This window comes from Nocardia sp. NPDC050408, from assembly GCF_044458905.1.
GTDB lineage: Bacteria > Actinomycetota > Actinomycetes > Mycobacteriales > Mycobacteriaceae > Nocardia.
The window spans coordinates 601,458-626,616 of the sequence record NZ_JBITIL010000001.1 but is presented as its reverse complement, the minus strand read 5'-3'; the positions used below and the strand labels follow the sequence as shown (position 1 = coordinate 626,616).

Genomic DNA, 25,159 nt, shown 5'->3' with positions numbered 1-25,159 from the left:
GGTTCGAGGTGAGTGGGGCGGCACGGTTTCAACTACCCCTTACCTGGAGGTTCTCATGCACGTCGGACTCGGTCTGCCCATTTCCGATCCCGCCGCCCTGCTCGACTGGGCCCACCGCGCCGATGCGGGTCCGTTCTCCACGCTCGGTCTGCTCGACCGGCTCGTCTACGACAATCCCGAACCCCTGGTCGCACTCGGCATGATCGCCGGTGCCACCAGCCGCATCAAGGTGCAGACCGAGGTGCTCATCGCGCCGCTGCGTGAGCCGACGCTGCTCGCCAAGCAGGCCGCCACCCTCGATCGCATGTCCGGCGGCCGCCTGGTGCTCGGTCTCGGCGTCGGCGGTCGCGAGGACGATCACATCGCCTCCGGCACCGAGCTGCGCTCGCGCGGCCGTCGCCTGGACGAACAGTTGGCGATCATGCGCCGCCTGTGGTCCGGCCAGCCGTACAGCACCGACTGCGGACCGATCGGTCCGGCGCCGCTGCGTCCCGAGGGACCCGAACTACTCTTCGGCGGCTTCCAGCCCGCCGCCATCGATCGCGTCGGTCGTTGGGGTGGCGGCTTTCTCGCCGCCGCCGCACCGTCGTGGGCCGGTGGCCTGTTCGACATCGCCCGCCGCTCGTGGAAGGAGCACGGCCGCGACGGCGAGCCCCGCATTGTCGCCCAGGTCAATGTCGCGCTCGGCGCGCCCAACCTGATCGAAGACGCCCGCGCATCGATGGGCGCCTACTACGAATTCAGCGGTCGCGCCGACTTCATGCTCGCCGGCATGCTCACCACACCCGCGGAGATCCGCACGGCCATCGGCCAATTCGAAGATCTCGGCGCAGACGAGGTCATGCTCTACTGCTACGGGCGCGACGCCGATCAAGTCGACCGCCTCGCCGACGTCATTGCATAACCGCCGAAACATCAGCGCTTGCCAGACGTGTCGCTGCTGATGACCCGAGCGCCGGGCACCGGTCCACTGGCGGTGCGCACGCTGCGGCACACACCAGCACCCGCGAGCTCGGCCGCGACCGCCACCGCGCCGTCCTCGCTGTCACATAGGAATGCGCAGGTCGGCCCGGAGCCGGAGACCAGCCCGGCAAGCGCGCCCGCACCGACGCCCGCGCGCAACGTCCGCCGCAACTCCGGCTTCAGCGACAGCGCGGCTGCCTGCAAATCGTTACCCAGCAGGGGCGCGAGCTGTTTCGGGTCACCGGAGGCCAGCGCCTGCATCAACGCCTGCGGCTCACCGAGCCGGGGCGGGCTGCCGACCTCGCGTAGTCGGTCCAGTTCGGTGAAGACCGCGGGCGTGGACAATCCACCCTTGGCCAGCGCCAGTACCCAGTGAAAGGTATTGCGGGACAACACCGGAAGCAGTCGCTCGCCCCGACCCGTACCGAGCGCCGTTCCGCCGTGCAGCGCGAACGGCACATCGCTGCCGAGTTCGGTTGCGACCGCGAACAATTCGTCGCGGGTCAGCCCGACATCCCAGAGTTCGTTCAGGCCCACCAGCGCCGCGGCCGCATCCGCACTGCCGCCCGCCATACCACCGGCCACCGGAATGCCCTTGTTGATGGCGATTTCCACCAGCGGGGCGCGGCCGGCCAGATGTGCGACGCGCACGGCGGCCTTCCACACCAGATTGGTGCGGTCGGTCGGCACATCGTCGGCGCCCTCGCCGCTGACCCGCACGGTCAACGAGGCGGCGGGTGCGAGTTCCAGATCATCGCCGAGCGAGAGGGCTTGGAACACCGTGGTCAGATCGTGATAGCCGTCCGCGCGCACATCACCGACGCCTAGGTGCAGATTCACCTTGGACGGCGCGCGCACGATGACGGGACTTGGCACAACTGACAACACGGTGCTCAAGCCTATCCCGTGGGTACGACAGGTGCTCAGCTCGAGATGAGACATTCACCGCCCACGCGTCGGACGGTTACCACAGCGCTGCGCCGATGGCATCGATCCGCTGTCCGGTGACCCACCGACCAGGGGACGTCCTCGCTCGTTCGATCGCGACGCCGCGCTGAAACGGCGCTGCGGCTGTTCTGGGAGCGTGGTTACGAGGCGACCTCGATCGGCGATCCGACTGCGGCGATGGGCATCCGCGCACCGAGTCCGTATGCCGCCTTCGGCGATAAGGCGACGCTGTTCAACGAGGCGATACAGGTCTTCGGCGCTACGGCAGCTTCATTCCACGCGCGCTCGGCGAGGAGCCGACCGCCGAGGCGGTAGTGCGCCGTATCCTGCGCGCGGCGGCAGCGGGGTGCCGAAATGGCCATGCAGGGTTGGCCTTCCGCCGTTCACGGCTGATACAACCGGGCCGGGAACTATCCGGACATTCGTAGCGACCAGTCAACGGAATCCCGGAACGGCAAAGGCAACTCACACTTGCGCCCAATACCCGCCGGGGGTATGTTCATTTGCGTCGGGGATACCCCCGCACCGTATGATCGAATGCGAGCGAAGGAGTCGGAAATGGCCACCAGCACTTACACCGTCACGGGGATGACCTGCGGACATTGCGTCAACTCGGTCAAGACGGAGATCGGCAAGATCGATGGCGTGACCAGCGTGGACGTCGACCTCGCCAGCGGTGCAGTCCGGGTGGACAGCACCGCACCGCTCGCCGACGCCGATATCGTCGCCGCCGTTGACGAGGCGGGATACGAGGTCGCCGTCTGATGCATGCCCGGCTGAGATTCGCCGCGGTCGGCGGCGGTCTCATCACACTGTTCGGCGTCGCGCTCGGTATCGGCGCCCTGGTGGGCGATCCGACCGGGTCGACACCGGACCCCGGCGCGCACACCGAACAGGACACCGGGCTGTCGGATTCGCGATCGGGCTACACCCTGACCGACCTGAGCGCACCCGCGGACCCGAATCGATCCGGGGCCCTGCGTTTTCGGATCACCGGACCGGATGGCGCTCCGGTCACGCGATTCACCACCCAGCACGACAAGAAGCTGCACCTGATCGTGGCCCGCTCCGATACCACCGGATATCGGCACGTGCATCCGACCATGGACGACACGGGCATCTGGTCGATCGCTTGGAATTGGACAGCGCCGGGCACCTACCGCGTCTTCGCCGATTTCGTCCCCGAGCAGGGGCACGGCAATCTGGTTCTGAGTCGCACCGTCGCGGTCGCGGGACCGGCCGAGTCGAAACCACTCCCGCCCGAATCCCGAATGGCGGCGGTGGACGGATACCAAGTGCACATGGCGGGCGATCTGAGCACCGCGGGCGGCGAACTTCGTTTCACCATTACCCGCGACGGCGCGCCGGTGACAGATCTCGAGCCGTATCTCGGCGCGTACGCACATCTAGTGGTCTTGCGCGCCAACGACCTTGCCTACCTGCACGTCCATCCGCAGGGCGAAATCGGTCGCACCCCAGCGGGTCCGGAGGTCGGCTTCCATGCCCAGACCCCGAGTGCGGGCACATTTCGGCTGTATCTAGACTTCTCCCACGGCGGCGTCGTGCATACCGCCGAGTTCACCGCGCGCGTCGAATCATCCACAGCGCCATCCACATCCGATGGTGGACACCATTCGGGTGGCGGTCACCCCTGACCGTATGCGCCGACCAGCGCGTGGCCGAGCTGGGCATTCAGCGCGATGACCTGCACTTTCTGTTCGACACACAGAGTGTGACGACACGCATGAATTGATTGCCGCAGCACATGAATCCGGTTTCACAACCAACAAGGCAAAAGTTGGTTATCCACAATCTGTTTCGCCTCGGCGATGCCGCAGCAAGCGAACCGTATGGATAACGCGGTGCATGATCTCGCCTCATCCGCAACAGAAACCGACCAGTCCGCCCTACCAGCAGATTATTCACCGCGGCGGGGAAGGCCGAGATCCGATGACAGCCAGGCGACACCGCCCGGGACGAAGTTACGACCGCCGGCAAGATGGACCCCCGAGCCGCAAAGTAGAGATCACTGCGGCGGGTCGATATCCGATAGCAACCAGGCGAAACCACGCGGCGCCGCCCGGAGGAAGTTACGGCTGGGAAGTTACGGCTGGAAAGTTACGGCTGGGCGGCGAGGCGGACGAAGGCCGCGGTGTCCAGAGTTTCGCCGCGGGCGGTCGGGTCGATTCCGGCGGCGACCAGGCGGCGTTCGGCCTCGGCGGGGGAACCGGCCCAATTGCCGAGGGCGGCGCGGAGGGTTTTGCGGCGCTGAGCGAAGGCGGCGTCGACGACCTCGAAGACCCGGCGGCGGTGTACGTCGTCCATCGGCCAGGGCGGTTCGGCGTAGCGCTCGATGCGGACCAGGCCGGATTCGACGCGTGGCACCGGCCAGAACACCTGGGTGCCCACCGCGCCCGCGCGACGCACGGTGCCGAAGAAGCCCGCCTTGACGCTCGGTACGCCATAGATGCGGCCGCCGGGTTCGGCGGCAAGGCGGTCCGCGACCTCAGCCTGCACCATCACCAATGAGGTTGTGATGCTGGGCAATTCGGCAAGCAGGTGCAGCAGCACCGGCACGGCGACGTTGTACGGCAGATTCGCCACCAGTGCCGACGGTGCCGCGGGCAGGTTGGCCGCACGAACCCGCAGCGCATCGGCTTGCACGACGGTCAACTGTCCGGCCAGTTCCGGTGCGCGATCCGCGACGGTCACCGGAAGATGTTTCGCCAGCACGGGATCGATCTCGACGGCGACGACCGAATCAACCACATCGAGCAGCGCCAATGTCAAGGAACCGAGCCCCGGCCCGACCTCGAGTACCGTATCCGCGCGCTCCACCCCGGCTGCCGCGACAATCCGGCGCACCGTATTGGCATCGTGCACGAAGTTTTGTCCGAGTTGCTTGGTCGGCCGCACGCCGAGCCGCTCGGCCAGCGCCCGCACCTCAGCGGGCCCGAGCAGAGCAGCACTCCCACGAGCGGAAATATCGGGTTCGGACACGCCCGACAACGTATCAACTCAACTTTCCACCCCCGCACCTCGGAGGGTGCTGTGATCAGCCGATGCCCAAGCGGCTGGTGCAGGCGGGCCAGGCACCCCAACCCTGGCGGGCGCGGGTGACTTCTGCGATGGCGATCTGTTCCTCGCGGGTGGCCAGGTCCGGACGCGGGGCGTACTTGAGACCGCCCTGGCGTTCCCAGGTGTTTTGGTCGAACTGGATGCCGCCGTAGTAACCGTTGCCGGTATTGATGGCCCAGTTCCCGGTGGATTCGCAGTGGGCCAGCGCATCCCAGATATCGCCGTCACGCACCGGCGGCACCTCGGTGCCGGGCTTGGCACCCTTGCGGACGGTCTTCGGCTGAGCCGTCACCTTCACATTGGAGGCGATCGGCCGCCGACTGACCTCCTGGCCGTTGACCATGGTGACCGCGAACGTCACGTCCTGCACGCCGGGCGCACCCTGGCTCTCCACCACGGTCCGGCTCATATTCAGGGTCGGATCCTCGATCACATTCTCCGGCGGATCCAGCGGCACCGTCTCGACCTTGTTCTCGACGCGCTGACGGGTCACCACGATCCGCATTCCATCGGTGAGCGGCGTGATCGCCGCGGGCTCGACGGTGTCCTGTTCGATCAGCGGAATGCCGGCAACGGCAAGGAAGTCACCGACGGTCGGCGCGGCCAGTCGAACATCGACCGGACTGCCGATGCCGTCGAGCAGCGATACCGAACGCGGGCTTGCTATCTGCAGCGCGGCGCCTTCGAGCGGCAACTTCTCGTTGCGCGCCGGGGAAACGAATACTTCGCGGGGCAGATGCAGTTGGTCGACCACATCGCCCGCGGTCAGACCGGTCGACCACACCTTCTCGGCCTTGCCGTCCAGCGATACCGCGACCTCGCGCGCCCGGTTGTAGGTGATGGTCGCGCCATCGGTAATCGCCGCGGCCAGCGCGGGCCGGACCAGGTCGCGGTCGTTCACATCGAACCCCGCGGCCTTCAACACTCCGCTGACGTTGCGCGACATGGTGGTCTGCGTTATCTGCTGACCATCCACGACGACCGTGACCGTCTTGCGGTTCACGATTGCCATCGCGGCACCGACGATCAGCGTCACCAGCAGCGCCGCGACCGCCGCATACAGCAGCGGCGAGCGGGACTGGTTGATCCTCGTGAATGGAGACATGGTCACAGTACGATAACGAAGGGGTCAGCGGTCGACAACCGTAGTGTTACGAGCGGCGGGTATCAATATCACAAACGAATATCGACGCCGCAGGTAAATCGCGAAACGTACCGACCGAAGTGACCTAGGACACATTTACCCGTCCAAATGTGAAACAAGATCAGGTGAAATTGCGAGCCACTCGCGATTCCACCCGATCTCGAATTCAGAGGCCGTAGACGCGGCGGGCGTTGGCTGTGGTGATTTCGGCGAGGGCCACCGGATCTTGTTCCCGCAATTCCGCTAAGGCGCGGACGGTGTAGGGAAGGCAATACGATTCGTTGGGAGCGCCACGGAATGGATGCGGCGTGAGATACGGCGCATCGGTTTCGACCAGGATCTGGTCATCGGGCACCACCTTGGCGGCCTCGCGCAATTCATGCGCGTTCTTGAAACTCACCGTGCCCGAGAAGCTTAGGACGTATCCCTGCGCCACACACGACATCGCCATATTGGTGTCGGAGGAGAAGCAATGGAAGATCACGGTTTCCGGAGCGCCCTCGTCCAGCAATACCGTCAGCAGATCGTGGTCGGCCTCGCGGTTGTGGATCATCAGCGGTTTGCGCAGCCGTTTGGCCAGGTCGATGTGCCAGCGGAAGCCTTCGACCTGATCTTCGATATCGGCGCAGCCCGCCAACTTGCCCGGCCAGTAGTAATCCAGACCGGTTTCGCCGATGGCGACCACACGCGGGTCGGCGGCCAAACGCTCGAGTTCGGCCTTGGCCGCGTCGTCGAGCGCATTCGCCCGCGTCGGATGCAGCGCCACGGCGGCGAACACCCGGCGATCCCAGTTCGCGGCCTGTACGGCCCACTGCGCCGCGGCCAAATCGTCGGCGACGGTCACCACCTGGCCGACCCCGACCGAGGCCGCGCGGTCCACGATCACCGCCGTCGACTCCGCATCGGTGGCCCCGCAGGCGTCCAGATGGGTATGCGCGTCCACCAGCGGTGCGAGCGGTTCCGGCAGCTCCGGCGCGCGACGGCGGCCATCACCTCGGGGGATATTCACGTGAGCGTCGGAATCCACGCGCATTACAGTAGATGCACCATGAGCGAAGCTGACCGTCCCGCCTTCTACATCACAACGGCCATCGCATACCCGAATGGTGCGCCACACATCGGGCATGCGTACGAGTACATCTCGGCCGACGCCCTCGCCCGCTTCAAGCGGCTCGACGGTTATGACGTCTTCTTCATGACCGGCACCGATGAGCACGGGCAGAAGATGCAGCAGACCGCGGTCGCCGAGGGTGTGCCGGTGGAGGAGCTCGCCGCGCGCAACTCGGATGTGTTCGAGGCGATGGACAAGACGCTCGACATCTCCTACGACCGCTTCATCCGCACCACCGATGACGACCATCAGGTGGCCAGCGCCGCGATCTGGGAGCAAATGCTCGCCAACGGCGATATCTACCTGGACAACTACTCGGGTTGGTACTCAGTGCGCGACGAGGCGTTCTACGCCGAGGAAGAGACGTCGCTGCTCGAGGACGGCACCCGGATATCGACCGAATCGAAGACGCCGGTCACCTGGACCGAGGAGTCGAACTACTTCTTCCGGCTGTCGAACTACCAGGATAAGCTGCTTGCGCTCTACGACGAACATCCCGAATTCATCGCGCCCGCAACGGCTCGCAACGAGATGGTGAGTTATGTGAAGGCGGGTCTGAAGGACCTGTCCATTTCGCGCACCACCTTCGACTGGGGCGTGCCGGTGCCCGGACATCCCGATCACGTGATGTACGTATGGGTGGACGCGCTCACCAACTACATCACCGGCGTCGGCTTCCCGGATACGGAATCGGTTGCGTTCCAGCGCTTCTGGCCCGCCGATGTGCACATCATCGGTAAGGACATCACCCGGTTCCACACCGTGTACTGGCCCGCTTTCCTGATGTCGGCCGGGATCGAATTGCCGAAACGCGTTTTCGTGCACGGGTTCCTGTACAACAAGGGCGAGAAGATGTCCAAGTCGGTCGGCAATGTGGTCGACCCGCTCGCGCTGGTCGACGAATACGGCGTGGACGCGGTGCGCTTCTTCCTGCTGCGCGAGATCTCCTATGGTCAGGACGGCAGCTACAGCCACGAGGCGATCGTCGGGCGGATCAATACCGATCTGGCCAATGAATTCGGAAATCTGGTGCAGCGCAGCCTGAAGCTGGTCGCGCGTGACTGCGGCGGTGTGGTGCCGACGCCGGGCGAATTCACCGAGGCCGATCGCGCCCTGCTCGACCGCGCGAACGGTCTTTTGGAGCGCTGCCGCACCGAATTCGATGCCCAGCAAATGCATTTGGCGCTGGAGGCGATCTGGCTGACGCTCGGCGAGGCCAACCGCTACTTCTCCGCGGAGGCGCCGTGGGCGCTGGCCAAGACCGGCACCGAGGAGTCGCTGGCCCGTGAGGCGACCGTGCTGTACGTGACCATCGAACTGCTGCGCATCGTCGCCATCCTAGTCCAGCCGGTGATGCCCGAATCCGCTGGCAAGATCCTCGATCTGCTGGCCAGCCAGAACCGTACCTTCGCCGATATCGCGACCCCGCTGGTCTCGGGCACCTCATTGCCGGAGCCCGAAGCGGTCTACCCGCGCTACGTGGAGCCGAAGAAGTAAATCAGCGGAAGGCGATACGTAGCACGAGGCGTTCCAGGCGGCTACCGCATCTGGGACAACAAGACGCGCCGCTACTGGGGTGACTATTACGAGCTGTGCCCGGACGAGTTGCTGATAGAGCTCAATGGCGCGGCCGACTACGCGAAGATCACCGCATTACTGAAGCGCTACCGCTCGATAAAGCGGTAGCGCTTCGCTCGAGCCGGACCCTCGGGGAGGGCTACTTCCAGCGGTCGAGCAGCCGATTGATCTCCGCGGTCAGCGCCCATTGCAGCATGGGGCCGAAGGTGATGCGGCCGACGCCCTGTTCGGCGAAGACGGCCTTATCCGACTTATCGGGCAGCCCGACAGCGCTGATCGGCAGCGGCAATTCGCTGGTCAGTCGGCGCATATCAGTATCGGAGTGCCGACCCGCCGGGAACAGCGAATCCGCACCCGCCGCGGCAGCAAGCCGCAGGCGCGCGATGGCGCGATCGACGCGGTCGCTCGCGTCACCGTCCTCGCGCATGAACAGGTCGGTGCGCGCATTGATCACCACGTGCACGCCCGCCGCGTCGGCGAATTGCCGCAGCCCCCGCACGAAATCGGCATGCTCCTCGGGCGTGCGCAACCGGCCACCCTCGCTGTGCACCGTGTCCTCGATATTGAGGCCGATCGCGCCCGCATCCAGCAGCCCCTCGATCAACTGGGCGGGTTCGAGCCCGTAGCCGGATTCGATATCGACGGAGACCGGAACGTCGACCGCACCGGTGATCTGCCGGACGCGAGTCAACAGTTCCGCGAATGTCATCCCTTCCTTATCGCTGCGCCCGACCGAATCGGCGACCGGATGACTGCCCAGGGTCAGCGCCGAAAACCCTGCCGCGACAGCGACATTCGCTGACCACGCATCCCACACCGTCGGAAAGACACCGGGATCGCCCGGCACGTGCAATTCGAGAAACGCCTTCGCCTTGCTTTCCAAAGAGGTCATGACCCGATCATCGTCGCACCCGTGATCGATAGCACTATGACACTCCCCATCCGGCCGCCCGAGAGTGTCGACGATGGCGAGTCGCGCTAGGAACTGTCACCGCCGTCGCGGCGTGCGGTCAGTACCGCGTCGTACAGTTCGCGGCGGGAAACGCCGGTCTCGGCGGCCACCTGAGCGCACGCGTCCTTGAGGCGAATACCTTCGGCGGTCAGTGATTCGACCTCGTCGACCAGATCGGCGGGATCAGCCGCCACGGGTTGGGCGCCTTCGAGGACGACGGTGATTTCCCCGCGCGCCCCATCGACCGCCCAGGCCGCGAGTTCTCCGAGAGTGCCGCGCACGACCTCCTCGTAGGTCTTGGTCAGTTCCCGGCAGACCGCGGCCCGCCGGTCCGGACCGAGCACCTGCACCGCATCGGCCAGGCAGTCGGCGAGCCGGTGCGGCGCCTCGAAGAACACACAGGCGCGCGACTCGGTGAGCAAGGTGCGCAACCACTCTCGACGCTGGCCGGATTTGCGCGGCGCGAATCCGTCGAAGCAGAAGCGTTCCACCGGGAGCGCGGACAGTGCCAGGGCGGTGGTCACCGCCGACGGTCCCGGCAGGCAGGTGACCGGGAGCTGACGCTGCACACAGGCCACCACCATGCGGTAGCCCGGATCGCTCACCGTCGGCATGCCCGCATCGGTCACCAGCAGCACTGTGCGGCCGCTTTCGATCTCGTCGAGCAGCGCCGGAATCTTCGCGGACTCCACGTGGTCATCGAAGCGCAGGACCCGCCCGGTGATCGCCACGTCCAGGGCCTTTGCGAGGGCGCGGGTGCGCCGGGTGTCCTCGGCCGCGAGGATATCGGCGGAGCCGAGTGCCTCGCGTAGCCGCTGTGAGGCATCGCCGATCTCGCCCATCGGCGTCGCCGCGAGCACCAATCGACCCACCTGGTCCGCCACAATGCTCCCGTTCCTCGACCGCGTAGTTCCAAGGCAGCGTATCGGGCCACTGCGGCCGACCACGCCGCAGTCTGCCACCGCCATACCATCCCCATCTCCGCCGCACCCCGTGGATCTCGGCATCGAATGGCGGCGCCCATGGAAAAATCCGTGAATGCAGCTCAGGGTGTGATTCGCGCGGCGGCGCGCTCACCGGTGCGGGTCACGGCGGCGCGCACAGCATACGATCGGGGCGTGACCCAGGTGACCGACCAGCGCGCGACCGTAGCCGGGGCGGTGCCTTCTTGGTCGAGCCCCGCGCCCCTGCGTCCGTCGCCCGACTTCGGGCCGCTCGACAAGCTGCAGGGGTGGGTGGTCACCGCGGTACTCACCGCGATCGCGGCGTTGACGCGGTTCATCATGTTGGACTATCCGACCGACGCCTACACCCCGGTTTTCGACGAGAAGCATTACGCACCACAGGCCTGGCAGATCCTCACCGGCGGCGGTGTCGAGGACAATCCCGCCTACGGGCTGGTGGTGCATCCTCCGATCGGCAAGCAGCTGATCGCGGTGGGCGAGTGGATGTTCGGCTACAACGGCTGGGGTTGGCGATTCAGTGCGGCGCTGGCGGGCACGATCCTGGTACTGCTGGTCATCCGGATCGTGCGCCGGATGGCGCGCTCCACCATGGTCGGCGCGATCGCGGGCATTCTGCTGATCGCCGACGGACTCACCTTCGTCTCCTCGCGCATCGGCATGCTCGACATTTTCATGGGGGTGCTGGTCACCGCTGCCTTCGGCTGTCTGATCGTGGACCGCGACGAGGTCAGGGCACGAATCGCCAAGGTGGACTACGAGGGTCGGATCGATGCGAACGAATGGGGGCCGCGACTAGGAGTGCGCTGGTGGCGTTTCGGCGCGGGGGTACTGCTCGGACTCTCCTGCGGCACAAAGTGGTCCGGGATGTATTTCATCCTCGCTTTCGGGCTCATGAGCGTCTATTTCGACGTCTCCGCGCGGCGCGCCTATGGTGTGCGGCGGCCCTGGGTCGGTGCGGCGGTGCGCGATGTCGGGCCCGCGCTGTACTCGTTGGTGCTGATTCCGCTCGGCGTATATCTGGCCAGTTACTGGGCCTGGTTCGGCAGTGAGGACGGTGTCTTCCGTTATGCGGTCGGCAATCAGGTCGGTCGCGACGGTCGGTGGTCGTGGCTGCCGAATGCGCTGCGCTCGCTGTGGTACTACAGCGGCGAAACGCTGCGCTTCCACGAAGGGCTGACCAATTCGGCCGGGAACCATCACCCCTGGGAATCCAAGCCGTGGACCTGGCCGATGGGGCTGCGGCCGATGCTCTACTACTACGCCGACACCGGTGTCACCGGCTGCGGTCAGACCCAGTGTGTGAAGGCCGTGATGCTGATCGGCACCCCGGCGATCTGGTGGATCGCCTTCCCGGTGCTGGGCTGGATGCTGTGGCGCAGTGTGGTCCGTCGCGACTGGCGCTACGCGGCGGTACTCACCGGATACGGCGCCGGACTCATTCCCTGGTTCTTCACCCTCGATCGGCAGATGTACTACTTCTACGCAGTACCGCTGGCGCCGTTCCTGGTGATGGGGATCGCGCTGGTGTGCGGCGATATCCTCGGCCCGGCCCGATCGGTACGAATACCGCGAAGCCCGGCGGGCACCTACCGGCCCGCCGTGCCCAGTGAACGACGCAGCCTCGGACTACTCGCGGTCTGTATCTATCTCGGCCTGGTGATCGCCAATTTCATCTGGCTCTGGCCGATTCTGACCGCGTTGCCGATCACCCCCGGCAACTGGCACGACCACCTGTGGCTGCCCAGTTGGCGCTGATGACTAACCCTCCAGAGCCGACCTGACGTACTGCAGGGCCACCTCATCATCGAGACCGAGCCGTCGAATGGTGGCGACGTAATCGGTCGCGGCGCGGCCCGCCAGATCCTTGGTCGGGTCCCCGGAGGATGCGATGAAAGACCCTTGCCTGCCCCGGGTTTCGACCACCCCATCGGCCTCGAGTTCTCGATACGCCCGAGCGACCGTATTCGGCGCGAGTCCGAGTTGCGCGGCCAGAGCTCGCACCGTCGGGATCTTCGTCCCGGCCGTCAACTCGCCCGATCGCACCTGCGCGATGACACCGAGCCGCAACTGCTCGTAGGGCGGAATCGACGAATCGTGGGTCACGGAAATGGTGAACATCGCACGCTCACACGTCATCTCGGGACAGCGGGCAGGACATGCATCGCGGTCCACCACGGCCGGAACCCAATTCGGAGCCCGGTATGCGCAGCACCTCGATGCCAGCATCCTCGAGCCGCGTATTGGTCATATCGTTGCGCTCGTAGGCCACGACCACGCCGGGCGCGAGCGCCAGAGTGTTGTTGCCGTCGTCCCACTGCTCGCGTTCGGCCGTGACGCCATCGAGTCCGGTATCGATGACCCGTAGTTTGCCGATGCCCATCGCGTCCGCGGCCGCGGGCAGGAACGGGTCGGGACCGCGCACACTCACCCGGGCCTGGTCGTTGCGTCCGCCGTAATCGTCCTCGCGATGAATCGTGAACGCGCACAGCGAATCCCGCACCGCCGGATACATCACGATGGCATCGGTGTCGACCATGGTGCAGACGGTGTCCAGATGCATGGTCGCGCGATTCTGGGCGATCGGGACGACCAGCACGGTGTGCGCGAGATCGTCGTCGAACAGACTGCGCGCCAACGCTTCCGCGCCCGCCGGCGAGGTGCGCTCACCAACGCCCACCGCGACCACGCCCGGCGCGAGCAACAGCACATCACCGCCCTCGATCGGCGCGGTATGCGATTCGTAGGCCCGCCGCACGCCGAGGAAGCGCGGGTGGAATGCGTAGATGAGATCGGTCAGCGATGTCTCGCGCATCCGGGCGGGCAGGGCGAGTGAGGTGATCGCCACCCTCGGGCCGACCCAGAATGACGAATCCCTGGTGAACAGCAGATTCGGCAGCGGATCGATGACGAAATCCGCACCGTGGTGCATCCGCCGCACGAGCGAGGTGTTGTCACCTTCGAAGGGCAGTTCGTCGAAGGTCATCCCGGCCATGAGGATATTGGCCAAATCCCGGGCCCGGACGCCGCGTAGGAAGGCCGCGAGTTCGTCGGCCAGCATATGTCCGAGTTTGCGCGCGTCGACCGCGCCGGAGATGCCCTGGATGCGGGCCGCGCCGCTGACCGAGAGGGTTTCGGCGAGCAGATCGGCCAGCAGTAGCACCTCGACGCCGCGTTCGCGCAGCACACCGGAGAAGATGTCGTGCTCCTGCTGGGCCCGCTCGACCCACGGAATGCCGTCGAATAGCAATTGATCGTTATTGCGCGGGGTCAGCCGCCGCAATTCGTCGCCGGGCCGGTGCAGCAGCACCGTGCGCAGGGTCCCCACCTCCGAGGTGACCGCAAGTCGACCACCCGGCTCGCCGACACCATCGAACCTATCGTCCGCACCGCCATCGTGCCCCGCCCGCACCGCGTCTGCTCCCATGATCCGACCGTAGTTCGCCGAGGGCGTAAGAGCACGCAATTGGGTGTCTTGCGATTCCGACCCCAGCACATCCTAACCTGAAGTATTGTTGAGGTGAATGGAGGAGCGTAATGTCGACAACCGATTGGCGAGCGAAGGAGCTGACCCCCGGGCAGCTGTCCGAGCGTAGCGGAGTAGCAGTCTCCGCGTTGCACTTCTACGAACGCGAGGGTCTCATTTCGAGTCGCCGCACCAGTGGAAATCAACGCAGATACGCCCGCGAAACGCTGCGCCGCGTCGCCTTCATCCGCATCTCCCAACGGGTCGGCATCCCATTGAGCGAAATCCGTGCGGCACTGGACAAACTCCCCGAGGGCCGCACCCCCACCCGGCGCGACTGGGAGACCCTGTCCACCGCGTGGCAGGCCGACCTCGACGACCGCATCACCCAGCTGACTCGCCTGCGCGACAACCTGACCGGCTGCATCGGCTGCGGCTGCCTGTCACTGGGCAGCTGCCGATTGGTCAACGAACACGACCGTCTCGGTGAACAGGGACCGGGTGCCCGCGTACTCGATGTGACGCTCAACTGCCCATCGAAGCCAGCAGCCTGCTGAATCGATCGCTGGTGCGGCGAATTACGAATTCGTAGGGGTAGGCGAATTTGCGGGCCCACCAATAGCCGAAGCGGATATCGAAGGAAGTGTAGACGAGGAACCGATTGCGCTCGATACCGCGAAGGATCTCCGCCGCAACATGTTCCGGCGATACGGCATGCTTGGTGAACGCCGCGATGAGTCGCTTTATCCTCGGGTCTTCCTTGTCGACCCCGACCAGCTCGACGCTGTGCACCAGCGGGGTGTTCACCGCACCTGGCACCACCACGTGCACCGAAATATCGTGGCTCCGCAGGTCGAATCGCAAGACCTCGGAGACGCCACGGATACCGAATTTGCCCGCGCTGTAGGCGGCATGCCATGGCAGCGCGAGGATTCCGGCGGCCGAGGAGACATTCACCAGTGCCCCACCGCGTTTCGCCCGGACCATCGGCGGCACGAAATTCTCGATCACATGAATGGGGCCCATCAAGTTGACATCCACCATCTTGCGCCAATGGCGATGCTCGAGATTCTCGACGGTGCCCCAAGTGGAGGCGCCCGCGATATTCATGACGATATCGAGGCTGCCGAATTGGGCATGCACATCGGTGGCGAAGGCGGTGACCGCACCGTAGTCGGTGATATCGAGGGCACGCGCGGCGAGTACGGTGCCGCCCGCGTCCTTGATGGCGCGAACCGTATCCTCGAGGCCCTCGGCATTGATATCGGTCAGCACCAGTTCGGCACCCCCAGCCGCAGATGCCAGGGCAGTCGCCCGGCCTATTCCGCTCGCCGCCCCGGTGACGAGCACCTTCGCATCCCGCACTGTCTTCCTGCGCCCAAAACCAAGCACACCGGATCCCATCTCGAATAGGCCGAATCGGTTGCACGCAGGGTACGCGGCAACAGGTTCATACGGTGCAAGCGAGTCGGGGAGTTCGAATCAGGAGTGCGAGTGCGCCGCAAGTGTCCCGGCCACCGCCCTGGGCCACGTGAACTGCACAGCCCGGCTATGGCCTTCGACCACCGGCGATCGGAATCGCGACCACATCGGCGACCGCTGGACGAAGGCGGACCGGCGATCGGCGGCGCTGCAACGGATTCGGCGAGCAAGTGCAGGCTGAGATCCTGTGGCGCGAATTATCGCCCGAGCACCGCCAGCATCCCCGCGACTGCCCGAGGCCAAGTGAACTGCTCCGCTCGGCTGCGCGCCGCCCTGCGACGACCGGCGGTCGGCATCGCGAGCACATCGGTGACGGCCTGGGCGAAGGCGGACGGGCGATCGGCGGCGACCGCGCCGCATTCGGTCGTGACGATATCGGCGAGTGCCGAGGATCGGCTGGCGACGACCGGCGTACCTGCGGCCAAGGCCTCGAGCGCGGCGAGACCGAAGGTTTCGTGCGGACCGGGTGCCAGCGAAACATCTGCGGTGGCAAGCAGTTTGGCTACCATGGCCCGGTCGGTGATGAATCCGGTGAAGTGCACCGCAGGCAGACCACCGGTCAGTGGCGGTAGCGCACGGGCCCGACGCTCCAGGGCTTCGCGCCGCGGCCCCTCCCCTGCGACGACCAGTCTGGCCTCGATGCCCGCCTTGCGCAGCGCGCCGATGGCCTCGACACTGCGATCGACCCGCTTCTCCACCGACAATCTGCCGCAGTGCACCAGCAGCGGATGTCCGGGCACGCCGAGATCGGCACGCAAGCGATTGTCGCGGCGACGCGGGCTGAACAGCTCCAGATCCACTCCGAGCGGCACCAGTTCGACATTGGGCGCGTCGATGCGCAGGAACTCCGCGCGCGCGAATTCCGTTGTGCAGACCACGATGTCGTAGTCGTCGGCAGTGCGCCGGTTGGCGATATCGGCACATCGGCGGGCCACCGGTGCCGGCATGACCTGGCCCAGTAGTCGGTCCAGGCGCTCGTGCGAGATCATTACGCTCGCCACGTCGCGGGTGCGCGCCCAGCGTCCAAAGCCCCGCAGCGTCAGCCGATCCGAAACCTCGAGCACGTCCGGGCGCAACCCGGCCAGTACATCGGCCACCCGGCGCGGATCCGCCGCCCGATAACCGCCAGTCCACGGAATCGCCAAGGCGGGCAGGGTGATCCGTACCGCACCGGTCGGCAGGATCTCCTCGGTCCGGCGCGGTCCGGGCACGATCAGCACCACCTCGTGCCCGGCAGCCACATAGCCCTCGCCCAGATGATGCAATGCGGTGCGCAGCCCACCCGACCGCGGACCGTAGAAGTTCGCCAGTTGCACGATGCGCACATCGCCGATCGTGCAGCGAATCGGGTTCCTCCCGGAACCGATGCGCCCAACACCGCATGAACACCCGTGAAAGACCCTGCTAACGGGTACGACGGCCCAGTAGCCCAACACCCGGGAGGTCGCAAGCGACCCTCCTCGACGTCGAGACCACTCCTCGCCGAGCATTTCGATCAGCAGCTCACAGATCACGCCCACACACGCAACACCTCGTGCTCACTCTCCGGCGCTCGCACCGGCGTCAGCTCGGCTGGCACCGGAATCCAGTCGGTGTCGGCGAAACGCAACGGCCCTATCCTTGATCCGCGGCCCCATCGGCGACCAATGTCGACGTATCGCCCAACGTCTCGATCAGCGGCCACGGACCGGACCTGCCGGTCACGCGCGCGTGGTACCCCGGCCCGCCCGAGGCAGATCGAGATCCAGTGGAATGCGCCCGACCGCCAGATGCGCCTCCACCTCATCGGCGGGCATCGGCCGCGCGATCAGAAAACCTTGCGCCCGGTAGCAACCCAGCCCGACCAGGGTCCGCGCGGCGACCGGCGTCTCGACGCCTTCCCCCACCACACCGAGCCCGAACGACCCGGCCAATCCGATAATAGATTTCACGATCGCGAGGTCGTCCGTGCTCGCACCGAGCCGCTGCACGAAGCCGCGGTCGATCTTCACCGCATCGACCGGAAGCGCCTTCAGATGCGAGAGCGAGCTGTATCCGGTGCCGAAATCGTCGATGGCGATCTGTACGCCCATTCGCTTGAGTCCGCGCAGTGTGACCTGCGTGCGCGCCAAATCCTGTACGACCACATGTTCGGTGATCTCCAGGCAGACCGAACTGCCATCGATCCCGAACAGCCGCAGAATATCCTCGATCCGCTCCACGAAATCCAGGCTGACCAGCTGAACCGGCGAAACATTGATCCGCATCACCACATTCGCCGCCAGCCCCCGCCTGCGCCATTCGGCGAATTGCGCGCAGGCCGACCGAATCACCCAGCGCCCCAGCTCACCCGCGAGATTGGTGGCCTCGGCAACGGTGACGAACGCACCGGGCGGCAGCAGCCCCCTGGTCGGATGCAACCAGCGCACCAGCGCCTCCAGCGCCACCACCCGGCCGGTGCGCAGATCGACCTCGGGCTGATAGTGCAGCAGCAGCGAGCCGTCGGAGACCGCGCCGCGCAGATTCAGCTCCACATCGTCCTGCAGTTCGAACTGCGCGCGCATGGCGTCGGTGAAGACCGCGACCCCATTGCCGCCGCCCGATTTCGCCGACAGCAGCGCGTGATCGGCCCGGCGCAGCACATCCGCGACCGTGGTCTCCCCCGGAATACCTACCGCGACACCGACGCTGGCGCCGCGGCTGACCGATTCCCCGCCGACGGTGACCCGCCGTCCGATGAGCTGCTGGATCCGCGTCGCTTCCAACTCGGCCGCCACCGCGTCCATGGGTTTGGCAGGCACGATGACGAACTCGTCGCCACCGAGTCGGGCGATCATGTCATTGGGATCGAGATTCTCCCGCAATCGCGAGGAGAGCGTGCGAATGAAGTTGTCGCCCGCGGTATGTCCGAGAAAATCGTTGAGCGCTTTGAGCCGGTCGAGATCGAGGAAGAAGGCGGCCACCGGTCCCGGACTGCCCTGTCTGAGCCGCTCCTCCATATGTTCGAGTAGTGCCCGCCGGTTCGCCAATCCGGTCAGATCGTCGTGCAGGGCGATATAGCGCAATCGCTCCTCGGCCACCACGCGCGCCTGCAACTGGGCGAAGAGTGCGGCGATCGCCTTGAGCACATTCAGTTCCCGAGTGCTCCAGTCGCGATCGCCCTGTTTGATGAATCCCAACACGCCGGTCGACTCGCCGCGCGACAACAACGGCACCGCGGCCATGGCGACCTGCGGTATACCCGACGAGCGCCGGATCGTCTCCTGATAATCGGCGGATTGCTGGGACGGCCGCACGATGATCGGCTCGGTGGCGTGTTCCAATTCCCGGAATACCGAGTCGGCGTGCTCGAAATGCACGATCTTCAGCGGGTCCGGATCCGGTATGTCGCCACGGTGCGGCCATTCCGCGATGAGCACGGTCGCCCGCTGCTCTCGATCGGTGTGGCGTAGGTAGCTGAAATCGACATCGAAATGCTCCACCAACCTGGCCAGCACACGTTCACTCGCCGCCACCATCGTTGTGGCGTCGACGCCCATCAACTCGGAGGCGACCTGGGTCACCAATGAGTCGAGCGTTCGCCGAGGCACCCTATCTCCGATCGCGCTAGCTGCGGTTGCCCGCGCCCGGCACTGGAAGCCGCCTACTGCGGACCGTGGCTGCTGTCGCAAAGCTCAGGCGAAGCACCAATGCCATGATCTCATGTTTAGGCACTCCCAGCAGGTCCAGGAAACGGCCCTGAAGTGAGGTAAGTGTATCCGCGAAATCCGGGGAAATCCCTTTCAGCTCGTCGGGGTGCCGCGCATATAGGAACAAAGGCGAGACCGGTTGCACCGCAAGACCGAGCCGCTGCGCCGCGATCCAGACCCGCTGCACGGCCGCGCCACCGCGCGCGTAATCGGCAAGTGATACCGACTCTGCGCCGGATCGACGCGGAAAAGTTATCGCGAGCACCGCCGAACTCGACAGCACGCGGTCGCGCGTGTACTCGCCGAGCGCGGCACCGCCGGACCATTCGCGCAACCGATCCATCACATCCGAGCGCTCGCCGATGCGGATCTTGGCCTGCTCGTCGGGGGCCAATTCCATACTCCGGATATCGATCCCGGTGCGCGAATCCTCACCGGGCCAGCGCAGTTCGCCGAACATCTCCTGATGCAGGCGCGGGGTCAGGTAGCGGATGCGATCGGATTCACCGAGCAGTGCGGCCGCGGCGGCGAGCTCATCGGGTTCGGTGATGGCGTGGACCGACGCATCGATGGCGGCCGCGGCCAGGTCGGGCAGGACGTGATCGGCCAGTGGCGCGCCCGCGCCGAGGTGTCGGTTCGTCTCGCGGGTCAGTGTGTACGGATAGTCCGCGGCCAGTGCGGAATCGGTGCCGTCGCCCAGATGCAGCACCGCGGAAAATGGGGTGGAGTTGTTCTCGATGAACTCGTGCGCGCCGAGTAGACCGTGCGCGGCGGCCGCGGTGCGCGCGTTGTACAGCGCCGCGCCGATCGATACCGCGCTGGCGCGATAGCCGATATCCAGTGCCGACGAGCGGGTTCGGACGAGATCGATGCGTAGTTCATCGCCATCGACGCGCAGGTACCACGGTTGGGTATTGCCGCCCGAGGGCGCTCGCCGCGCGGATTCGAGCATCTTCTCGACGGCGGACCCGTCCGGATCCGGCACACTGCCTTCGGCCACCGGAAATTCGTCGGACACCTTCTCGCACCCGGGCTCCGGTTCGGCCAGCTCGTCCAGACCACGTTCCAGATCGAACCGGGTCCGGCCCGAGGACAACTTCTGGCCGAGCCCGATCCGGCGCACCGCCGCCGCCACGATGGCCGCACCCAATTGGACGTCACCGCCGAGTTGCGGCCAGGTCGTCACGGTTTCGTCGATCTCGACCAGACTCGCGGCCATCCGGGCCGATAGCTCCTTCGGGTCGAGAATCCGCATGACGTGCGGCGCCTTGTCTTTCGTGGACAATCCGCGCAGATCCGCGCCCATGGTCGCGCCGAGCAGACCGTGGAACGGCGGACGGTCCGGTTCCAGGTCATAGCGCTCGACATCGAGCAGGCCGCGATCGCTGGTATCCATCACCAGCGGAATGCGCTGTCGGCGTGCGCCTTCCCGGACGGCGAATTTGATATCGAGCGAATCGCATTCCTCGACGACCAGCGACAATCCATGCAGGAATGTGTCTACGGTGTCCTCGTCGATGCCCGCGGTGGCGACCTCGACCGGTAGATACGGATCGAGTTCGGCGATCCGGCGCGCGGTCACGATGGACTTGTTCACGCCGATATCGAAGATCCCACCGGGCACCCGATTCAGATTCGACAACTCGATATCGTCGAAGTCGGCCAGGCGCAATAGGCCGCAGGTGCCCTCGAGGGCCAGTGTGTAAGCGACCGCGTGGCCGACGCTCTGCCCGACGACCCCGATCGCGAGACCGGCACAGCGTTCCTGTTCGGCGCGGGTGAGCTTGTTCTGGTTGCGGTCCAAGCGAATTGCCCGAAATGTCTTTTCACCGGGCAACCCGACGAGCGCGCGCCGCCACGGGTAATAAACCCATCGGTCCGTCTCCGGCCCCCCGAGGTCCGGCGGCGGCCGACGCACCTTGGCGAGTTCGGCGCGCAGCACATCACGCAGATCGAGAATGCGGACCTGCGGTGATTTCCGTAATTGCACGAGGATCGGGGCATCGACTGAGGCATTTTCGTCGAGAATCAGCGGGCGGTGGTCCGCGGTGAGGTCACCGTTCATACCTGCGCCAATCCTCCGATCCCTGGTCCACTCGAGGGCGCTCGACCATGCGGCGACAGCCAGGCATCGAGCGCCGCACGCTCCAGCGCTGTCAACGAACTCTGCAATTTGGTGGCTAATGACCGATATGTCCGGGTATCCCACCACATCGGGATAGTCTGATAGCGATCGTCAGGATAGGGCACAGCCGGTACCCGATCGGCGACATACCCACCACTCGAGCGGTACAGTCCGACATTTCGCGTGGCAGTGGTGATGAAACCGAACCTGGCATCGAGCAGTCGGGCGGCGTGGACGACACAGCGGGAGACCGCCGCGGCGAGCGCGGCACGGTGCTCGGCCGCTCGGGAGACCCAAACCGCCTTCACCTCGACCACACCTTCCGGTATCCGGTCGGCAACCATCGCGCGCAACTCGGCGGCACCCGGTCGGCCGGCCCAGGCGCGCAGTGCGTGCACTTCGTCGGCCACACCGTAGGGACCCTGTGCCCGCAATCCCGCGACGACGGCGCCGGACGGATCTACGGCGGTGAAGAACAACGAAGTCGAACGGCCGTCGACAACGCTGTCGTATTCCAAAGCGTGATCCACACCGTAGTGCCGGTAAACCTGCAGCGCACCGCGCAGATAACGACGCCACAGATCGGGATGAGCCTGCGGAGTAGCGACATGAAAGACATATCCGGAATGCATGTCGCGGAACCGCAAAACCTCGGCATCGCGTGTGCCCCCCGGGCCGACTGCGATTGTTTCGACAGTCATGGTGTTCCTATTCCGTTTGCTACCGCACATCTGCACGGTCATCGAGCCGGCCTGACCGACCCGCCAGATGACTCGCCGATCAGGTGAGTTTGCCTAAGGCAGTATCCGTCATCCTTGAAGAATTGACCAGATATCTGGTTAATCTTCCGAAAACTAATTGCCCGCGCCGAAATTACTGCAGGTCAGAACACTCGAACATGCCATCGAATAGATCGTGGAGACCAGTTGGTACTGACGTAGCTAACAGACGGCTAACTTAGACCAGGATGGAGATGAACAGTTCGACCGACTCCGGCCCACGCCAGATCTCGATCTCCTCCCGGTACGCACGGGTGATCTCGGCGGACGCCGTCGCATCGTCGACCTGGGCCCACACATCCTCGACCGGATCGTGGTAGTCCCCGTTCGGCTCGAACCGAGCGTAGACACCCTTGGGCACCTTGACCAGTACGTCACCGACCGGAACCGCGCCCGGAGCGGAGTACTCGAAACATACGACGGCGTTGTAGTTTCCGGCCGGATCCGGCACGTACACCGTGTACATCGGCTGGTCGGCGCCCGCGCGGTCGCGTAGCCGATCCTTGAGGAATTCGATCAGGTCGCTATTGCTGACCTTGAAACTCGGACGTACCCGCGGCACCACCAGACCGCCGTAGATGGCCTCGCGGCGCACCACGATCGCGTATGTCATCGCGCCTCGACCGCCAGGTAGAGATCGATCTTGTACGCGTGCGGATAACACTCGAAATCGCCGGTATAGGTGCGTTTGATCTGGTTGTGTTCCTCGGCGTAGGCGATCTGCGTCCACAGGTCGGTCATCACCTGCGGGAAGTTACCGACCGAGGAGAATCTGGCATAGGTGCCGCGCGGCAGCCGCGCCACCAGGTGACCGCGGGTGACCTCGCCGAAGGACACGCACTCATAGCCGACGATCTGGGTGTTGTAGGTACCGAGTTCACCGGAGTAATCGGTGTACGCGCTGGCCAGCTGGCCGCCGAGTTCCTGATGCAGCACTGCCGCCCACGCGGCCTCGAGGTCGTGGTCACGCAGTTCCCCGAGCGCACGTTTCGGGCTGCGCACCGGGAGCCCGGCAACCCACGTTTCGTCTCGCTCGACGATTTCAAACTGCATGGAAAGACTCTTTCGAGGTGAACCCGGGGGCGTTGCCCGCATCCGGACGGCCAGGAAGGCCATGCTATCAACTCGACCGCGTGGTCCGGCTCACGTGTCCGGTCCGTTATGCACACCTCCCCACGGCGTTGAACTGGTCGTGCGACCTGTACGCAAACGGATGGCTATCGATACATACCTGCGGCAGCATGTGATCGTGTGCGAGACCATCGCCGAACTGGATGCCGCGGTCGCGGATTGCTTCGCCTGCCCGCGGCTGGTCGCCTGGCGGGAACGAGCGGCCAGGGAGAAGCGCGCCGCGTACCGTGACGAAACCTATTGGGGCAGGCCGGTTCCCGGCTACGGTCCGGATGACGCACGACTGCTGGTCGTCGGGCTCGCCCCAGCCGCCCACGGCGGCAATAGGACCGGGCGAATGTTCACCGGCGACCGCAGTGGGGATTTCCTCTATGCCGCCATGTACAACGTCGGGCTGACCAATCAACCGACGGCGGTGCACCGCGACGACGGGCTGCGGCTGATCGGCGCTCGAGTCACCGCGCCGGTGCACTGCGCGCCGCCCGACAATAAGCCGACACCCGACGAGCGGGATCGCTGCAGTCACTGGCTGAAGACCGAACTGGGTCTGCTCACACCGACAGTGCGAGCGGTGGTTGTACTCGGCGCGTTCGGCTGGCAGGCGCTGCTTCCGGTGCTTGCCGCATCGGGCTGGACTATGCCGCGTCCGCGTCCCAAATTCGGGCACGGCGCTCACGTCGTGCTGCCGCCGACCGTCGATGACCGAGCGCCGCTGCACCTATTCGGCTGCTACCACGTCAGCCAGCAGAACACCTTCACCGGTCGGCTCACCCCCGACATGCTGGAGGCGGTGCTGGCCGCCGCGGCGACCGCCGCGGGTCTTCCCGGCCGCCGGAGCTGAGCAGCGAGTCAGGACGGCGCGGTGATCTTGGTAATGACGGTGATGCCTTCGTGGGACGTGACGCTGACGAACTGTCGATAGGTGCGCACTGTCGCATCTAGTCGGAATTCGGTGATGACGACGTCGAAGCGGCCGTCGAGCATCGGGGTGATCATTACGCAGTGCTGGGTGCCGGGCGGAATCGATTTGATGCCCGCATCGATCAATGCGACCGAGGACACCGCCGCATCCGGTGTGGTCAGTGCGCGGGCATCCGAGGCCGAGCGAGTCATGTAATAGGCGTATTGGAAGGCCAGGATCACATCCGGTCCGGAATCGGTCGAGCCGGTTCCGTTGCCGCGCACCAACTGTTCGGTGCGCGTCGGCTCGCAGTTCGGTCCGCCACCGAGCACCGGATCGGTGATCGTGGCCGTCGACTGCCGGGTATTGCTCGCCTCGGCCGTGTACACGAGCACCAACGCCACCGCCGCCAACGTGCCGAATATTGCGGCACTGCCGACCAGCCAGGGCCGACGCGCCGGACGCCGCTTCCGGCGATGTGGGCGCGCCGGTGGGAGGACATGCGGTGCCGGTCCAGGCGGGAGCATGCCCGGCCACAGCGGATCGGTCGCGCGACTACCGCGCGTGCCGACGTGCCGGGGGATGGCAGCAGGCGGGGTGGGTGAACTCTGCGCGGCGGTATTGCCGCCGGACTCGGCCGTGTTCGACGACACCATGATCTCGCCACACCCCTTCACCGTGCCGCTGGGGCGACCCTTTCAATGCCGTTGTGCAATAACAAGATTGCATAGATGCGCCGGTAAGGCGACCGAATGGGCCGGACAGAACCGGTCAGTGGACCAGCACACTACGCTGCAACCGCCTGCGGATGCGCGCGCTTCCTGCGACTTTAGAGGTTTCCCACAACCGCCGGGCCTAAGGTTCGTAATGA

At 65.6% G+C, this 25,159-nt stretch carries 24 protein-coding genes; 8 read left to right on the top strand and 16 right to left on the bottom strand.

Annotated features, from left to right (window positions below; all coding sequences use genetic code 11):
* Positions 1-55: 55 nt before the first annotated feature.
* Positions 56-904, top strand: a complete 849-nt coding sequence (locus ACIBJI_RS02730; RefSeq protein WP_364341101.1) for an LLM class flavin-dependent oxidoreductase — start codon at positions 56-58, stop codon at positions 902-904.
* An 11-nt stretch (positions 905-915) separates the two neighbouring features.
* Here the strand turns inward: ACIBJI_RS02730 and ACIBJI_RS02725 are convergent, their stop codons facing one another.
* A complete protein-coding gene (locus tag ACIBJI_RS02725) occupies positions 916-1,851 on the bottom strand; it encodes a 4-(cytidine 5'-diphospho)-2-C-methyl-D-erythritol kinase (RefSeq protein WP_364341099.1) in 936 nt (311 codons plus the stop codon).
* A 177-nt stretch (positions 1,852-2,028) separates the two neighbouring features.
* On the opposite strand from ACIBJI_RS02725, the gene ACIBJI_RS02720 reads away from it, so the two are divergent.
* The 3 genes from ACIBJI_RS02720 to ACIBJI_RS02710 all read left to right on the top strand — a co-directional run bounded on the left by ACIBJI_RS02720 (position 2,029) and on the right by ACIBJI_RS02710 (position 3,566).
* Positions 2,029-2,226 (top strand): TetR/AcrR family transcriptional regulator, encoded by a 198-nt coding sequence (locus ACIBJI_RS02720; protein ID WP_397083047.1) that lies wholly within the window; start codon positions 2,029-2,031, stop codon positions 2,224-2,226.
* Positions 2,227-2,469: 243 nt separating this feature from the next.
* Positions 2,470-2,676, top strand: coding sequence for a copper ion binding protein (locus ACIBJI_RS02715; RefSeq protein WP_364341097.1), 207 nt, complete (start codon positions 2,470-2,472; stop codon positions 2,674-2,676).
* Positions 2,676-3,566 (top strand): hypothetical protein, encoded by an 891-nt coding sequence (locus tag ACIBJI_RS02710; protein ID WP_397082795.1) that lies wholly within the window; start codon positions 2,676-2,678, stop codon positions 3,564-3,566. The genes ACIBJI_RS02715 and ACIBJI_RS02710 overlap by 1 nt, the downstream gene beginning before the upstream one ends.
* A 463-nt stretch (positions 3,567-4,029) precedes the next feature.
* Here ACIBJI_RS02710 and rsmA read toward each other — a convergent pair whose 3' ends face one another.
* The 3 genes from rsmA to ACIBJI_RS02695 form a co-directional block, all read right to left on the bottom strand.
* Positions 4,030-4,911 (bottom strand): 16S rRNA (adenine(1518)-N(6)/adenine(1519)-N(6))-dimethyltransferase RsmA, encoded by an 882-nt coding sequence (gene rsmA, locus ACIBJI_RS02705; RefSeq protein ID WP_397082793.1) that lies wholly within the window; start codon positions 4,909-4,911, stop codon positions 4,030-4,032.
* 55 nt (positions 4,912-4,966) lie between these two features.
* A complete protein-coding gene (locus ACIBJI_RS02700) occupies positions 4,967-6,094 on the bottom strand; it encodes a transglycosylase family protein (RefSeq protein ID WP_364341091.1) in 1,128 nt (375 codons plus the stop codon).
* Between the two features lie 205 nt (positions 6,095-6,299).
* Positions 6,300-7,166: a TatD family hydrolase gene (locus ACIBJI_RS02695; protein WP_396957288.1), complete on the bottom strand. Its 867-nt coding sequence runs from the start codon at positions 7,164-7,166 to the stop codon at positions 6,300-6,302.
* A gap of 15 nt (positions 7,167-7,181) precedes the next feature.
* On the opposite strand from ACIBJI_RS02695, the gene metG reads away from it, so the two are divergent.
* Complete coding sequence (metG, locus tag ACIBJI_RS02690; protein WP_396957289.1) at positions 7,182-8,741, top strand: methionine--tRNA ligase; 1,560 nt, start codon at positions 7,182-7,184, stop codon at positions 8,739-8,741.
* Between the two features lie 220 nt (positions 8,742-8,961).
* On the opposite strand, the gene ACIBJI_RS02685 is transcribed toward metG, so the two are convergent.
* Complete coding sequence (locus ACIBJI_RS02685) at positions 8,962-9,714, bottom strand: isocitrate lyase/phosphoenolpyruvate mutase family protein (RefSeq protein WP_364341089.1); 753 nt, start codon at positions 9,712-9,714, stop codon at positions 8,962-8,964.
* 86 nt (positions 9,715-9,800) lie between these two features.
* Positions 9,801-10,658 (bottom strand): 16S rRNA (cytidine(1402)-2'-O)-methyltransferase, encoded by an 858-nt coding sequence (gene rsmI, locus ACIBJI_RS02680; RefSeq protein WP_397082791.1) that lies wholly within the window; start codon positions 10,656-10,658, stop codon positions 9,801-9,803.
* Positions 10,659-10,892: 234 nt separating this feature from the next.
* On the opposite strand from rsmI, the gene ACIBJI_RS02675 reads away from it, so the two are divergent.
* Positions 10,893-12,494 carry a dolichyl-phosphate-mannose--protein mannosyltransferase gene (locus ACIBJI_RS02675; RefSeq protein WP_396957291.1) on the top strand — a complete coding sequence of 534 codons (1,602 nt, stop codon included), beginning with the start codon at positions 10,893-10,895 and terminating at the stop codon, positions 12,492-12,494.
* A gap of 3 nt (positions 12,495-12,497) precedes the next feature.
* Here the strand turns inward: ACIBJI_RS02675 and ACIBJI_RS02670 are convergent, their stop codons facing one another.
* On the bottom strand, positions 12,498-12,857 hold the full coding sequence (locus ACIBJI_RS02670) for a GntR family transcriptional regulator (protein WP_397082789.1): 360 nt from the start codon (positions 12,855-12,857) through the stop codon (positions 12,498-12,500).
* A 7-nt stretch (positions 12,858-12,864) separates the two neighbouring features.
* Entirely contained in the window at positions 12,865-14,163 is a 1,299-nt protein-coding gene (gene arcA / locus ACIBJI_RS02665) for an arginine deiminase (protein WP_364341081.1), read from the bottom strand.
* A gap of 110 nt (positions 14,164-14,273) precedes the next feature.
* Here arcA and soxR point away from each other — a divergent pair, with 110 nt between their 5' ends.
* The gene (soxR, locus tag ACIBJI_RS02660) at positions 14,274-14,759 is read left to right on the top strand and encodes a redox-sensitive transcriptional activator SoxR (protein ID WP_040695381.1); all 486 of its coding nucleotides are present in this window, start codon (positions 14,274-14,276) and stop codon (positions 14,757-14,759) included.
* Here soxR and ACIBJI_RS02655 read toward each other — a convergent pair.
* The 7 genes from ACIBJI_RS02655 to ACIBJI_RS02625 all read right to left on the bottom strand — a co-directional run bounded on the left by ACIBJI_RS02655 (position 14,728) and on the right by ACIBJI_RS02625 (position 23,309).
* Entirely contained in the window at positions 14,728-15,606 is an 879-nt protein-coding gene (locus ACIBJI_RS02655) for an SDR family oxidoreductase (RefSeq protein WP_364341079.1), read from the bottom strand. The two genes, soxR and ACIBJI_RS02655, sit on opposite strands and share 32 nt — an antisense overlap.
* A 275-nt stretch (positions 15,607-15,881) precedes the next feature.
* Positions 15,882-17,009 carry a glycosyltransferase gene (locus ACIBJI_RS02650; RefSeq protein WP_364341077.1) on the bottom strand — a complete coding sequence of 376 codons (1,128 nt, stop codon included), beginning with the start codon at positions 17,007-17,009 and terminating at the stop codon, positions 15,882-15,884.
* A 375-nt stretch (positions 17,010-17,384) separates the two neighbouring features.
* Entirely contained in the window at positions 17,385-19,202 is a 1,818-nt protein-coding gene (locus ACIBJI_RS02645) for a bifunctional diguanylate cyclase/phosphodiesterase (protein WP_051182549.1), read from the bottom strand.
* Positions 19,203-19,269: 67 nt separating this feature from the next.
* The gene (locus ACIBJI_RS02640) at positions 19,270-21,417 is read right to left on the bottom strand and encodes an Rv1355c family protein (protein ID WP_364341075.1); all 2,148 of its coding nucleotides are present in this window, start codon (positions 21,415-21,417) and stop codon (positions 19,270-19,272) included.
* Positions 21,414-22,178: a hypothetical protein gene (locus ACIBJI_RS02635; RefSeq protein WP_364341073.1), complete on the bottom strand. Its 765-nt coding sequence runs from the start codon at positions 22,176-22,178 to the stop codon at positions 21,414-21,416. Before ACIBJI_RS02635 ends, ACIBJI_RS02640 begins: the two co-directional genes overlap by 4 nt.
* 256 nt (positions 22,179-22,434) lie before the next feature.
* On the bottom strand, positions 22,435-22,869 hold the full coding sequence (locus tag ACIBJI_RS02630; RefSeq protein WP_364341071.1) for an effector binding domain-containing protein: 435 nt from the start codon (positions 22,867-22,869) through the stop codon (positions 22,435-22,437).
* The gene (locus ACIBJI_RS02625) at positions 22,866-23,309 is read right to left on the bottom strand and encodes a GyrI-like domain-containing protein (RefSeq protein WP_040695392.1); all 444 of its coding nucleotides are present in this window, start codon (positions 23,307-23,309) and stop codon (positions 22,866-22,868) included. The genes ACIBJI_RS02630 and ACIBJI_RS02625 overlap by 4 nt, the downstream gene beginning before the upstream one ends.
* Before the next feature lie 160 nt (positions 23,310-23,469).
* On the opposite strand from ACIBJI_RS02625, the gene ACIBJI_RS02620 reads away from it, so the two are divergent.
* The gene (locus ACIBJI_RS02620) at positions 23,470-24,228 is read left to right on the top strand and encodes a uracil-DNA glycosylase (RefSeq protein ID WP_364341069.1); all 759 of its coding nucleotides are present in this window, start codon (positions 23,470-23,472) and stop codon (positions 24,226-24,228) included.
* An 8-nt stretch (positions 24,229-24,236) separates the two neighbouring features.
* Here the strand turns inward: ACIBJI_RS02620 and ACIBJI_RS02615 are convergent, their stop codons facing one another.
* Positions 24,237-24,944 (bottom strand): hypothetical protein, encoded by a 708-nt coding sequence (locus tag ACIBJI_RS02615; protein WP_364341067.1) that lies wholly within the window; start codon positions 24,942-24,944, stop codon positions 24,237-24,239.
* Between the last annotated feature and the right edge of the window lie 215 nt (positions 24,945-25,159).

Coding starts and splice junctions, on each gene's coding strand:
- ACIBJI_RS02710 (WP_397082795.1), top strand. CDS start 2,676: ATGCATGCCCGGCTGAGATTCGCCGCGGTCGGCGGCGGTCTCATCACA.
- ACIBJI_RS02645 (WP_051182549.1), bottom strand. CDS start 19,202: ATGGGCGTCGACGCCACAACGATGGTGGCGGCGAGTGAACGTGTGCTG.
- ACIBJI_RS02620 (WP_364341069.1), top strand. CDS start 23,470: ATGGCTATCGATACATACCTGCGGCAGCATGTGATCGTGTGCGAGACC.
- ACIBJI_RS02655 (WP_364341079.1), bottom strand. CDS start 15,606: ATGGGATCCGGTGTGCTTGGTTTTGGGCGCAGGAAGACAGTGCGGGAT.
- ACIBJI_RS02715 (WP_364341097.1), top strand. CDS start 2,470: ATGGCCACCAGCACTTACACCGTCACGGGGATGACCTGCGGACATTGC.
- metG (WP_396957289.1), top strand. CDS start 7,182: ATGAGCGAAGCTGACCGTCCCGCCTTCTACATCACAACGGCCATCGCA.
- ACIBJI_RS02685 (WP_364341089.1), bottom strand. CDS start 9,714: ATGACCTCTTTGGAAAGCAAGGCGAAGGCGTTTCTCGAATTGCACGTG.
- ACIBJI_RS02730 (WP_364341101.1), top strand. CDS start 56: ATGCACGTCGGACTCGGTCTGCCCATTTCCGATCCCGCCGCCCTGCTC.
- ACIBJI_RS02670 (WP_397082789.1), bottom strand. CDS start 12,857: ATGTTCACCATTTCCGTGACCCACGATTCGTCGATTCCGCCCTACGAG.
- ACIBJI_RS02700 (WP_364341091.1), bottom strand. CDS start 6,094: ATGTCTCCATTCACGAGGATCAACCAGTCCCGCTCGCCGCTGCTGTAT.
- ACIBJI_RS02630 (WP_364341071.1), bottom strand. CDS start 22,869: ATGACATACGCGATCGTGGTGCGCCGCGAGGCCATCTACGGCGGTCTG.
- ACIBJI_RS02695 (WP_396957288.1), bottom strand. CDS start 7,166: ATGCGCGTGGATTCCGACGCTCACGTGAATATCCCCCGAGGTGATGGC.
- arcA (WP_364341081.1), bottom strand. CDS start 14,163: ATGGGAGCAGACGCGGTGCGGGCGGGGCACGATGGCGGTGCGGACGAT.
- soxR (WP_040695381.1), top strand. CDS start 14,274: ATGTCGACAACCGATTGGCGAGCGAAGGAGCTGACCCCCGGGCAGCTG.
- ACIBJI_RS02640 (WP_364341075.1), bottom strand. CDS start 21,417: ATGAACGGTGACCTCACCGCGGACCACCGCCCGCTGATTCTCGACGAA.
- ACIBJI_RS02625 (WP_040695392.1), bottom strand. CDS start 23,309: ATGCAGTTTGAAATCGTCGAGCGAGACGAAACGTGGGTTGCCGGGCTC.
- ACIBJI_RS02615 (WP_364341067.1), bottom strand. CDS start 24,944: ATGGTGTCGTCGAACACGGCCGAGTCCGGCGGCAATACCGCCGCGCAG.
- ACIBJI_RS02635 (WP_364341073.1), bottom strand. CDS start 22,178: ATGACTGTCGAAACAATCGCAGTCGGCCCGGGGGGCACACGCGATGCC.